Source organism: Pseudomonas sp. IT-P44 (assembly GCF_949768225.1).
GTDB classification, from domain to species: Bacteria; Pseudomonadota; Gammaproteobacteria; order Pseudomonadales; family Pseudomonadaceae; genus Aquipseudomonas; species Aquipseudomonas migulae.
This window is the reverse complement of record NZ_CATKQM010000043.1, coordinates 1-12,726: the sequence shown is the minus strand read 5'-3', so window position 1 is coordinate 12,726 and position 12,726 is coordinate 1. Positions and strand designations below refer to the sequence as shown.

The window sequence follows — 12,726 nt, the reverse complement described above, 5'->3', positions numbered from 1 at the left end:
CTCAATGCCCCACAGGGAAGGCAATCGGCGCCGAGCGGGCCAACCCGCCCCGGCACTTGAGCACGCGCAATTGCGCAGGCCTGGCATCGATGGCGATGCGCAGCGCGGCCGGTGACGGGTTGATCGCTTCATGGATCGAGCGGTAGGCGAATGCCAGGGTCGAGCCGGTTTCCGCCGCCACCTGCAAGCGCCGCAAGGCGCGGTCATCCGCCTTGTGCGGCCAGCACAGCACTGCGCCGCAACTGCCCGAACGCAGGCATTGTTCCGCCGCCCACAGCGCATCGCGTTCGCTGGCCTGGATGATCGACAACTGGCGCAGATCAACCCCGGCGTTCTGCCAGGCTTGCGGATACGGCACGTACGGTGGCGCCACCAGCACGATGCGCTCACCCGCCGCCGACAACCGCGCCAGCGCCGGCCACACCAGTTGCAACTCGCCGACGCCCTGCCCGGCCAGGAGGATTTCGGTCAGCGCCGCTTCCGGCCAGCCGCCAGTGGGCAACGCCGCATCCAGCGCCGCATGCCCGGTGGGTTGCGGGCTGACCGTCGGTGGCGCAGGCCGGCCCTTCCAGACCTGGCCGCCATTGAACAGCGTGTCCAGCGCAACGACGGCGCCCATCACCCTTGCCTCACCAGACCGCAGAACACCCCTTCGATGGCCAGGTCCTGATCGGCCTCGACGATGATCGGCTTATAGGCCGGGTTGCGCGGCAACAGGCGCACCGCATCGCCGACCCGCTCGAAACGCTTGATGGTGACTTCGCCATCAAGCCGCGCCACGACGATCTGACCATTGAGCGCTTCGGGATTGCGATGCACGCCCACCAGGTCGCCATCGAGGATGCCGTCCTCGATCATCGAGTCCCCCTGGACCCGCAGCATGTAATCCGGCACCCGGGAGAAGATCGACGGGTCGAGCAGCAAGCGGCTGTGCACCTCGGCATCGGCACCGATCGGCGCCCCCGCCGCCACCCGGCCGAGGACCGGAATGTCCAGCAGCTCGGGGCGCGCCGGTTGCCCGAGCAAACGAATGCCTCGGGCCTGATGCGGATTGACCTCGATAAAACCGGCTTCGGTCAGCGCCAGCACATGCTTGCGCGCCACGCTACGGGAGGCGAAACCAAAGGCCTCGCTGATTTCAGCGAGGCTCGGGGACTGACCGTGCTCCGCGATTCGATCACGGATAAACGTCAGGATGGCAGTACGGCGGGGAGTTAAAGTCGTCATGGAGTACATTTGTACTCTTTTGACTTTTTTATGGCAAGGCCCGCCAGTCAGCTCCCCTTTATCACGGGGCCCGGCATACCGCACATCCGGATGTCAGGCCCTACAACGTCCGCTGGCCATTGCCGATATCCTTGGCTTTCTCGATCCCCCACTCCATCGCGGCCTCCATGTCGAGAAAATGCAACGCCGGGTGATCATTCTCCTCAATGGCAGAGCCATCGGGTCGGTATACCCCGATGAACATTCCCAACGAACCGTCTCGCAGGATCTCGGCCTTGACCTTGATGCTGCAATCGTTCGACAGCGTTTCCGTATGAACCATGTGGCGCTCAGTCATCATCGCGTTCCTCCGGGTGATTGAATCCAGTAAAGGCGATCTGCAGTCCCTGTTTCAAGTTCGACCCATCCGCCAAAAGGCGTGATTTATGGGGCACAAGACAGCGGCGTAATGCCACCTATACTACAAGCCACCGCCCCCTCGGGGTCTGCAATCCCAACAATAAAAAGCAGAGGTGGAACATGGTCTGGCAGCAAATCTACGATCCGTTCGGCAACCCGGTCATTTCAACCATCATGGCAGCTGTGCCGGTCGTGGTGATGCTGGCAGCCCTGGCCTTTTTCCACATCAAGGCCCATCTGGCGGCCTTGCTCGCCCTCGCCTCGGCGCTGGTCATCGCGATTTTCGCCTTCGGCATGCCGGCGAACATGGCAGGCTCGGCCGCCCTTTACGGCGCCGCCAACGGCTTGCTGCCGATCGGCTGGATTGTGCTGAACATCATCTTCCTGCACCGGCTGACCACCGAAAACGGCTCATTCAAAGTGCTGCAGGACTCGCTGGCGCGCATTACCGACGATCGCCGCCTGCAACTGCTGCTGATTGCCTTCTGCTTCGGAGCCTTCTTCGAAGGGGCTGCCGGTTTCGGCACCCCCGTGGCGGTGACCGGCGCGATTCTGATTGGCCTGGGCTTCTCGCCACTTGCGGCGTCGGGCCTGGCGTTGATCGCCAACACCGCCCCCGTGGCGTTCGGCGCCCTCGGTACGCCGATCATTACCTTGGCCAAAGTGACCGGCCTGGACGAAATGGAACTGTCGATGATGGTCGGTCGGCAACTGCCGTTTTTCTCGGTGATCGTACCGTTCTGGTTGATCTGGGCCTTTGCCGGGTGGCGCAAGATGCTGGAAATCTGGCCGGCCATCCTGGTCGCCGGGGTCAGTTTCGCCGTGCCGCAGTTCCTGGTCTCCAACTATCACGGGCCGATGCTGGTGGACGTGATCGCCGCGCTGATTTCCATGGCCTGCCTCACCGGTTTTCTCAAGGTGTGGAAACCCGCGACCGTGCACACCTCCGCCGCGCTGTCCGGGCGCGTCGACAACTCCAAAATAGCCGAAGAGCATGACGAGAAACCCATCGCCAGCGCGACCTTCGCCAGCGACGCCAAGCCTGCGGTCATGCGCGCGTGGATGCCGTGGATCATCCTCACGGTGTTCGTGTTCGCCTGGGGTACCCAGGGCTTCAAAAACCTGTTCGATACCCGCCCGGCGATTGATCCCGTGACCCACTCGGCCAAGCTCGATCCCCAAGGCAAACCGCTGCGCGAAGCGAACCCGATCTTTGCGCCGGTCGTCACCTTCGGCACGATCCACCAGCAAATCGAAAAGGTTCCGCCGGTGGTGCCTGCGCCTAAAACCGAGGACGCGGTCTACAAGTTCACCTGGCTGACCAGCACCGGCAGCGGCATCTTGCTGGCGGCGATCTTTGGCGGGCTATTGATGGGCTACTCCATCCCGCAGTTGGTCAAACACTATCTGCGCACGATCTGGGTCGTGCGTTACTCGCTGATTACCATCGTCGCGATGCTCGCGCTCGGCTTCCTCACCCGTTATTCGGGGCTGGACGCGACCATGGGCCTGGCGTTCGCTGCGACGGGCATCTTTTACCCGATGTTCGGCACCCTGCTTGGCTGGCTCGGTGTGGCGCTGACTGGGTCGGACACGGCGTCCAACGTGTTGTTCGGTGGGCTGCAGCGGGTGACGGCCGAGCAATTGGGGCTTAGCCCGGTGTTGATGGCTGCTGCCAACAGTTCCGGTGGGGTCATGGGCAAGATGGTCGATGCGCAGTCGATCGTGGTGGCTTCCACTGCTACGCGTTGGTATGGGCATGAGGGGGAAATTCTGCGTTATGTGTTCTTCCATTCCGTCATTCTGGCGATTCTGGTGGGGGGGTTGGTGACGTTGCAGGCTTATGTGGCACCGTTTAGTCATATGGTGGTGGGTGGGCATTGAGCGCTGGGGGCATATCCGTTTCTGCGGTGATGGCGGCTGGCGGTTTCGCTCTTACAGCGAGTCACTTGGAAGAGCCCCAAGTAACCAAGGGCTCTTGCCCCTGTCGTTCGGTGGCTCGCTAATGCTCGCCATGCCCTCGCTCCGGTCCTGCTCCGTGGGCCCGCCGCCATCGGCCATCCATGGCCGGGGGCGGCTACCGCGGCATCCATGCCGGGTTGCCCACTGCGCAGAACCTCCACTCGGCCTCTCGAGGGGGCGTGTACCGCAAAAGCAAAAACGAGGCGGCCTGCCAGCCGACCTGGCTCTTCTGACGTGTGCACACTCCCGCACTGTGGCTGCCGCACTAATTTTCGATGTTTGCACATTCCCCTGTAGGAGCCGGCTTGCTGGCGATGGCGGAGGGTCAGACACCTGTTTGTTGACTGAACGGACGCCATCGCCAGCAAGCCGGCTCCTACAGTTGATCGTGTATGTTCCGAACACACATGCATTTCCCTTGTAGGAGCCAGCTTGCTGGCGATGGACGTCAACGATAACGAGGGCTGTCTGAATGAACGCGTTGCCCCGACGCTTTTCGCCGGCAAGCCGGCTCCTACAGGGAATCGCGTTTGCTTTTGATTTTCACCACTCATCAGGCCGAGCGTTAGCTCGCCTTCAGCTTTTGATCTTGAGGTACACGCCCCCTCGAGAGGCCGAGCGCAGGTTCTGCGCAGTGGGCAACCCGGCATGGATGCCGGGTTAGCCGCGCACGGCCAAGGATGGCCGATCGCGGCGGGCCCACGGAGCAGGACCGGAGCGAGGGCATGCCGAGCCACAGCGAGGCACCGAACGAAAGGGGCAAAAGCGCTTTGGTTACTTTCGCGCTTTTCGAAAGTGACTCGCCGTAAGGGCGAAACCCATACCAGCCATCACCCAAAAAATGGATATACACACAAAACCTGAGTAAACAGCCCGCTGCCCGGACACACACGATCGGAGTATCGTAAAACGACCATGAACATTCTCTACGATGAACGCGTTGACGGAGCGCTGCCCGACGTCAACAAGTCAGCACTGTTGCAAGCCCTGCAAACCCGTTTGCCGGCCCTGGAAGTGCTGCATCAGCAAGAAGAACTCAAGCCATACGAATGCGACGGACTCTCGGCCTATCGCACCACGCCCCTGCTGGTGGTCCTGCCACGCCATCTCGACGAAGTACAAGGCGTGCTCCGGCTCTGCCATGAAATGCACGTGCCGGTGGTCGCCCGTGGCGCCGGCACCGGTTTGTCCGGCGGCGCGTTACCGCTGGAAAAAGGCGTGCTGCTGGTCATGGCTCGCTTCAACAACATCCTGCACATCGACCCGGCCGCCCGCACCGCACGGGTCCAGCCCGGCGTACGCAACCTCGCTATTTCCCAGGCAGCAGCCCCCTTCGGCCTGTACTACGCGCCCGACCCTTCCTCACAGATCGCCTGTTCCATCGGCGGCAACGTCGCCGAAAACGCTGGCGGCGTGCATTGCCTGAAGTACGGCCTGACCGTGCACAACTTGCTCAAGGTCGACATCCTGACCGTGGACGGCGAGCACCTGACATTGGGCTCCGATGCCCTCGATTCACCCGGCTTCGACCTGCTGGCACTGTTCACCGGTTCCGAAGGCATGCTCGGGGTGATCACCGAGGTCACCGTCAAACTGTTGCCCAAACCGCAGTCCGCCAAGGTGCTGCTGGCGGCGTTCGACTCCGTCGAAAAAGCAGGACGAGCGGTAGGTGACATCATTGCCGCCGGCATCATTCCAGGCGGTCTGGAAATGATGGACAACCTGGCGATCCGTGCCGCTGAAGACTTCATCCACGCTGGCTACCCCGTGGACGCCGAAGCCATCCTGCTGTGCGAACTCGATGGCGTCGAAGCCGATGTCCACGATGACTGCGACCGCGTGCGCCAGGTGCTGGAACAGGCTGGCGCCACCGAAGTGCGCCAGGCCAGGGATGAAGCCGAACGCGTGCGTTTCTGGGCCGGACGCAAGAATGCCTTTCCGGCTGTCGGTCGGCTCTCGCCGGATTATTACTGCATGGACGGAACGATCCCGCGCCGCGAGTTGCCCGGCGTGCTGCGCGCCATTGCCGCGTTGTCCGCCGAGTATGGTTTGCGCGTCGCCAACGTTTTCCACGCCGGTGACGGCAACATGCACCCATTGATTCTGTTCGACGCCAATCAACCGGATGAGCTCGACCGCGCCGAAGCGCTGGGCGGCAAGATCCTCGAATTGTGCGTGAAGGTCGGCGGCAGCATCACCGGCGAGCACGGCGTGGGCCGCGAGAAGATCAATCAGATGTGCGCGCAGTTCAACGCCGATGAGCTGACGCTGTTCCATGCCGTCAAAGCCGCGTTCGATCCCGGCGGTTTGCTCAACCCCGGCAAGAACATTCCGACGCTGCACCGCTGCGCCGAATTTGGCGCCATGCACGTGCACCTGGGTCAGTTGCCCTTCCCTGATCTGGAGCGATTCTGATGCGCAGCGAACTCGATATCGATGACAGCGGCGTGCTGCTGGAGCAGGTCAATCAAGCGCTGGAAAACGCCACGCCGCTGCGCATTCAGGGCTCCAACAGCAAGGCGTTTCTGGGGCGCATCGTTGCGGGCGAAGTACTCGACACGCGCAGCCACCGAGGCATCGTCAGCTACGACCCGACCGAGCTGGTGATCACCGCCCGCTGCGGCACACCCTTGTCCGAACTGGCGCACGTGCTGGATGAAGCACAGCAGATGCTGCCCTGCGAACCACCGTCCTTTGGCGACGATGCCACCGTCGGCGGGATGATCGCCAGTGGTCTGTCGGGGCCGCGTCGTCCCTGGTCAGGCTCGGTGCGCGACTTCGTCCTCGGCACACGGGTCATCACCGGGCACGGCAAGCATTTGCGCTTTGGCGGCGAAGTGATGAAAAACGTCGCCGGTTACGACCTGTCGCGCCTGATGGCCGGCAGTTTCGGCTCCCTTGGCGTGATCACCGAAGTCTCGCTCAAGGTCCTGCCCAAACCACGGCAAACCCTGAGCATCAGCCTGGAAATGGATAGCGATCGTGCCTTGCTGCGTCTCGCGGAATGGGGCCAGCAGCCGCTGCCGATCAGTGCCGCGTGCCACGACGGGCAACGCCTGCACTTGCGGCTTGAGGGCGGCGAAGGCTCGGTGGCGGCGGCTCATGACCGTTTGGGCGGTGAGCTTCTGGACGCCTCGTATTGGGCGGATCTCAACGAGCACCGACTGAGTTTCTTCGACGAGGGCCAGCCACTGTGGCGCCTGTCCGTGCCGCACAACACGCCGCGGTTGTCCCTGCCCGGCCGGCAACTGCTCGACTGGGGCGGCGCCCAGCGCTGGCTCAAGTCTGACGCCGAAGCGGCGTTCATTCGCCAGGTCGTGGATGAGGTCGGCGGCCATGTGACCTGCTACAGCCATGGCCTGATCGACAGCCCGTTCCAGCGGTTGCCTGCCGCGTTGATGCGCTACCACCGCAGCCTCAAGCAACAACTCGACCCACGGGGCATTTTCAACCCGGCACGCTTGTACGCGGAGCTTTGAACCATGCAGACAACCCTGAGCGAAACCGCCCGGCAGCTGCCCCGCGCCGAAGAAGCCGAAAGCATTTTGCGCACCTGCGTGCACTGCGGTTTCTGCAATGCCACCTGCCCGACCTATCAATTGCTCGGCGATGAACTCGATGGGCCACGGGGCCGCATCTACCTGATCAAACAGGTGCTGGAAGGCAACGAGGTCACGCAGAAAACCCAACAGCATCTGGACCGCTGCCTGTCGTGCCGCAATTGCGAAACCACCTGTCCTTCCGGAGTCGATTATCACAACTTGCTCGACATCGGCCGGGCGGTGGTCGATGCGGCGGTGCCGCGCCCCTTCGACCAACGTCTGTTGCGTGAGGGATTGCGCAGCGTCGTCCTTAATCCGGGACTGTTCAAAGCGCTGATCAACAGCGGTCAGGTTTTTCGGGCACTGCTGCCCAACACCTTGCAGGCAAAATTGCCTCGCCATGTTTATCTCCCCCGGCCACGCCCCACCACCCGCCATGCCCGTCAGGTGCTGATGCTCGAAGGCTGCGTACAGCCGAGCCTGTCGCCCAACACCAATGCGGCAGCGGCGCGGGTGCTGGATCGACTGGGTATCAGTGTCACCCCGTCCAGCGAAGCCGGGTGTTGCGGCGCGGTGGATTATCACCTCGACGCTCAGGCAGCCGGCCTCGGCCGCGCTCGCCGCAATATCGATGCGTGGTGGCCGAGTATCGAGAACGGTGCAGAAGCCATCGTGCAAACTGCCAGTGGCTGTGGCGCCTTCATCAAGGACTATGGCCATTTACTCGAACGCGATCCGGCCTACGCCGAGAAGGCAAAAAGAGTCAGCGCGCTGGCCAGGGACCTGGTGGAAGTGTTGCGCGACGAACCGCTGGAAACACTCGGCATCCACAGTGACCAGCGCCTGGCCTTCCATTGCCCCTGCACTTTGCAGCACGCGCAAAAGCTCGGCGGCGCGGTGGAAGCGCTCCTTGCTCGCCTCGGTTTCAACCTCACACCTGTGCCCGACAGCCATTTGTGCTGCGGGTCGGCGGGCACTTATTCGATCACCCAACCCGAACTGTCCCGGCAACTGCGCGACAACAAACTGAATGCGCTGGAAAGTGGCCATCCTGAAGTTATCGTTACCGCCAATATCGGCTGTCAGTCGCATCTCGACGGCGCGGGCCGGACCCCGGTCCGGCACTGGATCGAACTGCTCGACGCGGCGCTGCCCTCATCGATCACCGGAGATTCCCCATGAAAAGCAAAGCCGTCCTGAGCCAGACCGAAGTCAGCCGGATCCTCGCGGCCGCACGCACCGAAGCACAAAATAACCAATGGGCCGTGACCATCGCGATCGTCGACGACGGCGGCCATCCCCTCGCCCTCGAACGCCTCGACGGCTGCGCGCCCATCAGCGCTTACATCGCCACCGAAAAGGCACGCACCTCGGCGTTGGGCCGGCGCGAGTCCAAAGGTTATGAAGAAATGGTCAACGGCGGGCGCTTCGCGTTTTTGTCGGCCCCCTTGCTGACATCCCTGGAAGGCGGCGTGCCGATCATCGTCGACGGTCAGGTGGTGGGTGCGGTCGGCGTGTCTGGCGTAAAAGCCGAGCAGGATGCGCAAGTGGCGAGCGCCGGGGCGCAATGCCTGAACTGAACCGTGCTCGATGAACGTAATCAGAAGAAACAAAAAAGAGACTTACGTCTCTTTTTTTATGCGCGGCTAGAATTGATAGTTGTCGCCGCTTTTTCGAACTGACAGAGCAACCGTCCACTTCAAAGGAAGCGCAAAGATGAATCGTCTTACTGCGAAAGACTTTGCCCCTGAGCTGCTCGAACTCTACGACTACTACGCCCACGGCATGATCAACCGGCGAGAGTTTCTCGACCGGGCGGCGTTATTCACCCTTGGCGGCCTGACCGCCAGTGCGCTCCTCGCCGCCCTGAGTCCCGACTATGCCTTGGCCGAACAAGTGGCGTTTACCGACCCGGACATCATCGCCGAGTACATCACCTACCCCTCGCCCAAGGGCCACGGGCAGGTTCGGGCCTATCGGGTGCGTCCGGCAAAAGCCACCGGCAAAGTGGCGGCCGTGGTCGTCGTGCATGAAAACCGCGGGCTCAACCCCTACATCGAAGATGTTGCCCGACGCGTGGCCAAGGCCGGGTTCATCGCCCTCGCCCCCGACGGCCTGACGTCGGTGGGCGGCTATCCCGGCAACGACGACAAAGGCCGGGAACTCCAGGCGACCGTTGATCCTGAAAAGCTCATGAATGACTTTTTCGCCGCGATCGAGTGGCTGATGAAACACGATACGACCACCGGAAAAGTCGGCATCACCGGCTTCTGCTATGGCGGTGGCGTCGCCAACGCGGCTGCCGTGGCCTATCCCGAACTCGGGGCTGCCGTGTCCTTCTATGGCCGGCAACCAGACGCCAGGGATGTCCCGCGGATCAAGGCGCCGGTGATGCTTCACTTTGGTGAACTGGACACACGCATCAACGAAGGATGGCCCGCCTACGAGCAGGCATTAAAAGCAGCCGGCAAAACCTATGAAGCCTACATCTACCCCGGCGCCAACCACGGTTTCCATAACGATTCCACGCCTCGATTCGATGAGGCCGCAGCCAAACTTGCCTGGGAAAGGACGCTAAACTGGTTCCGGCGATACCTGTCTTAGCGCCGCAAGCAATAAGTGGTCTTGAATTTTTATTGCTGTTTCCAGGTTTTTAAAGAGTGCATCACACATGAATAACAATGATTTTCTGTCGCAACAGAAACCACCCTTCAGCATTGTCCTGGTCAACTACAAAACCATCGAAATAACCCGGATTTGCCTCGACCTGCTACATCAGCACCTGGGCGACAGCAACATTCCGGTCTGGGTGGTTGATAACGACTCGGCCGATGAAAGCACCGACTATCTGCGCACACTGGACTGGATCAACCTGATCGAGCGAAAAGCTCCCGAGCCGGAGCATGGTCATATCGCGCATGGCAAAGCACTCGACCTGGTGCTGGAACGGGTTGAGACCGACTTTCTGTTCCTGCTGCACACCGATACGTTTATTTTCGACAAAAATGTATTTTCAATGATGTTGAACAAGTGCATTAAAAACCCGAATGTCGTGGCCGTCGGGTGCACAGAACAACTTAACCGCGGCACCACCAGAACCCTTTGGCGCTTTAGCTCACGACTGGTAAAACATCACGTCAGACGCCTGAAACTGTCCCTGGGACTCCGTTCCAGAGAGCCAAAGCCCTACAGGGAAGTTTATTTGAAAAGCTTCTGTACCTTATGGAACTGCAAGCTGATGAAGCAACACGGCATGCATTTCCTGATGGATGAGCGCGTACCCGGTTATACCCTCCAGGACCGTATGACCCAGTTGGGCTATGTTGTTGAGCTGTTGTCCCCGCGCAAGATATTCAGCTACCTCGACCATATTCAAGCGGGCACCGTCGCGGCCGCTGGCGGTTATGCGACAACGCACAGACGAACGAAGATGTACAACGACATCCTTAAACGTTTGAAAGGTGACAACAACCAGGTATCGGCAGCGCGTAACAAGTAGCGCGCCCCTCTTGCCGGAAGCACTCGCAGGTTGTTATGAACAGACAATTGGAGCGGTAATGACACCGATCACTCAGACACTCCCCATCGTCACCACCCCGGAGCTGGATTTTGACCAGAACGCTGCCAGCACTTTCGGTCACTCGCTAGCCAGTACTTATGCTCAAGCCACCCCCTTCCCACACATCGTCATTGACGATTTTTTACCGCAGGACCTGATTGCGAGCATCTGCGCGCATTTTCCCGTCGAGCCAACCAACAACGAAATGCTCTATGAGCGCGGCTATAAGGGTCAGCACAAACGGCAAGTCAGCCCCAACGAATGCGATCCCTACTTGAAGACGGTTTTCAACGCCTTCAACTCGGCGCCCATGTTGCAGTTTCTTGAAAAACTCACAGGTATCGAGGGTTTGATTCCCGATCCTTACTTTACCGGCGGCGGACTGCACGAAACGAAAAAGGGTGGGTTTCTGGGGGTGCACTCGGACTTCCGGCTCAACAAAAAGTTGAATATCGAGCGCAGACTGAATGCCATTATTTACTTGAATCAGGATTGGCAAGAGGCGTACGGCGGCAACCTGGAACTATGGGACGTCGGGATGAAGACGTGCCTCAAGAAAGTCCTGCCGATCTACAACCGCTGTGTCATTTTCAACACCGACAAGGACAGCAATCATGGACACCCGGAGCCTCTGACGACGCCGGAACACATCACACGCCGGTCCATCGCGCTGTACTACTACACCGCAGCAACCGTGGTGGCTGATCCTGCGCAAAGAAACAAAACCCACTACAAACCAAGGCCCAAGGATCGCTTGAGCCTCAAGTACTACCTCAACAAACTCATCAAGAAAAAAAACTGACGGCACCTGCGGTTATCCGACCACATCGATCAACTGCTCGCGTTGCGCCCCCGTCAGCATCGGGCCGAAACCGGCACCGGCGTTGTCCGCCATGTAACGCGGGTTGCCGGTGCCGGGGATGACGCAGGTCACTGCCGAGTGCGCCAGCAAATACTTGAGCGCCAATTGTGCCCAACTGGTGACGCCGACTTGCGAGGCCCAGCCGGGCAGCGGTTTGCCCTTCAAGCGGGCAAGCAAATCACCGCCGCCAAATGGCCGGTTGCAGATCACCGCCACGCCGCGTTCGCGACACAGCGGCAGGATGCGTTTCTCGACCCCGCGATCGTCCAGCGCATAGTTGATCTGCAAGAAATCCAGTGGCTCGGCTTTCAGCACCGCTTCCACTTCCTCATATGCCGACGCGGTGTAATGGGTGATGCCGATGTAGCGAATCCGCCCTTCTTCCTTCCACTTGCGCAATGTAGGCAAATGGGTTTTCCAGTCCAGCAGGTTATGAATCTGCATCAGGTCGATCCGGTCGGTCTGCAGCAGTTTGAAGGATTGTTCCATCTGCGCGATGCCTTCTTCGCGGCCACGGGTCCACACCTTGGTGGCCAGGAACGCGGGTGAACGCGGCTTGTGGATCGACAGCAGTTCGCCGATGGTCTGCTCGGCGCGGCCATACATGGGTGAGCTGTCGATCACCGTGCCGCCCTTTTCAAATAACGCGCTGAGAACGGCGGGCAGGTTTTTGTAGGCCGGATCGGCAGGTGCGACATCAAAGCCGCGATAGGTGCCCACGCCGACAAGGGGCAATGGCTCGTTGCTGGAAGGAATGGCGCGGGTCAGCATGTTCTTGCCTCCTGTTTCCTTCGACGGCGCGGTGGCTGCAAAGGCCGGATCGAAAGTGAGCACCGCCGAAGCACCGGCAGCCAGCGTGAGTATTCGTCGACGCGTGTATCCATCAGTGTGGCTCATGGTGGTGTCCTTCCACTCTTTTGCGCTTGTTGCGCGGCAAACGGCGCGATTACCAGCGCCACGAGTCCTCTGTTAGCCAAGAGAATAGCTGCCGGCGGTAATTCGTCCTTGCTTGAAATACAACGAGGTCTCAAGTGCTGGGGGGTGGCAGCAATTGCTTGGGTGTATATCCATTATTTTTGTGATGGCGGCTGGCGGTTTCGCCCTTACGGCGAGTCACTTGGAAAAGCCCCAAGTAACCAAGGGCTCTTGCCCCTTTCGTTCGGTGCCTCGCTATG

Annotated in this window: 12 protein-coding genes; 8 read left to right on the top strand and 4 right to left on the bottom strand. The window is 60.6% G+C overall.

The features are described from left to right. Position 1: 1 nt before the first annotated feature. The 3 genes from imuA to ACM6IO_RS21155 form a co-directional block, all read right to left on the bottom strand. Positions 2–619 carry a translesion DNA synthesis-associated protein ImuA gene (imuA, locus tag ACM6IO_RS21165; protein ID WP_008034486.1) on the bottom strand — a complete coding sequence of 206 codons (618 nt, stop codon included), beginning with the start codon at positions 617–619 and terminating at the stop codon, positions 2–4. After that, positions 619–1,236, bottom strand: coding sequence for a transcriptional repressor LexA (lexA, locus tag ACM6IO_RS21160; RefSeq protein WP_008034491.1), 618 nt, complete (start codon positions 1,234–1,236; stop codon positions 619–621). The genes imuA and lexA overlap by 1 nt, the downstream gene beginning before the upstream one ends. A 91-nt stretch (positions 1,237–1,327) precedes the next feature. Continuing rightward, positions 1,328–1,564: a hypothetical protein gene (locus ACM6IO_RS21155; RefSeq protein ID WP_032832733.1), complete on the bottom strand. Its 237-nt coding sequence runs from the start codon at positions 1,562–1,564 to the stop codon at positions 1,328–1,330. A gap of 182 nt (positions 1,565–1,746) precedes the next feature. On the opposite strand from ACM6IO_RS21155, the gene ACM6IO_RS21150 reads away from it, so the two are divergent. The 8 genes from ACM6IO_RS21150 to ACM6IO_RS21115 all read left to right on the top strand — a co-directional run bounded on the left by ACM6IO_RS21150 (position 1,747) and on the right by ACM6IO_RS21115 (position 11,491). Further along, on the top strand, positions 1,747–3,510 hold the full coding sequence (locus ACM6IO_RS21150; protein WP_008042563.1) for an L-lactate permease: 1,764 nt from the start codon (positions 1,747–1,749) through the stop codon (positions 3,508–3,510). Positions 3,511–4,503: 993 nt separating this feature from the next. Continuing rightward, a complete protein-coding gene (glcD, locus tag ACM6IO_RS21145) occupies positions 4,504–6,003 on the top strand; it encodes a glycolate oxidase subunit GlcD (RefSeq protein ID WP_414912167.1) in 1,500 nt (499 codons plus the stop codon). Further along, complete coding sequence (gene glcE / locus ACM6IO_RS21140) at positions 6,003–7,067, top strand: glycolate oxidase subunit GlcE (protein WP_414912166.1); 1,065 nt, start codon at positions 6,003–6,005, stop codon at positions 7,065–7,067. The genes glcD and glcE overlap by 1 nt, the downstream gene beginning before the upstream one ends. A gap of 3 nt (positions 7,068–7,070) precedes the next feature. Further along, the gene (gene glcF / locus ACM6IO_RS21135; RefSeq protein WP_414912165.1) at positions 7,071–8,312 is read left to right on the top strand and encodes a glycolate oxidase subunit GlcF; all 1,242 of its coding nucleotides are present in this window, start codon (positions 7,071–7,073) and stop codon (positions 8,310–8,312) included. Continuing rightward, the gene (locus tag ACM6IO_RS21130) at positions 8,309–8,710 is read left to right on the top strand and encodes a heme-binding protein (protein ID WP_223452340.1); all 402 of its coding nucleotides are present in this window, start codon (positions 8,309–8,311) and stop codon (positions 8,708–8,710) included. Before glcF ends, ACM6IO_RS21130 begins: the two co-directional genes overlap by 4 nt. Positions 8,711–8,846: 136 nt before the next feature. Next, the gene (gene yghX / locus ACM6IO_RS21125) at positions 8,847–9,734 is read left to right on the top strand and encodes a YghX family hydrolase (protein ID WP_223481305.1); all 888 of its coding nucleotides are present in this window, start codon (positions 8,847–8,849) and stop codon (positions 9,732–9,734) included. Between the two features lie 67 nt (positions 9,735–9,801). Further along, entirely contained in the window at positions 9,802–10,629 is an 828-nt protein-coding gene (locus tag ACM6IO_RS21120) for a glycosyltransferase (RefSeq protein WP_192227393.1), read from the top strand. Positions 10,630–10,687: 58 nt separating this feature from the next. Next, positions 10,688–11,491, top strand: a complete 804-nt coding sequence (locus ACM6IO_RS21115) for a 2OG-Fe(II) oxygenase (protein WP_008043901.1) — start codon at positions 10,688–10,690, stop codon at positions 11,489–11,491. Between the two features lie 12 nt (positions 11,492–11,503). On the opposite strand, the gene ACM6IO_RS21110 is transcribed toward ACM6IO_RS21115, so the two are convergent. Next, positions 11,504–12,448 carry an aldo/keto reductase gene (locus ACM6IO_RS21110; protein WP_008043900.1) on the bottom strand — a complete coding sequence of 315 codons (945 nt, stop codon included), beginning with the start codon at positions 12,446–12,448 and terminating at the stop codon, positions 11,504–11,506. Between the last annotated feature and the right edge of the window lie 278 nt (positions 12,449–12,726).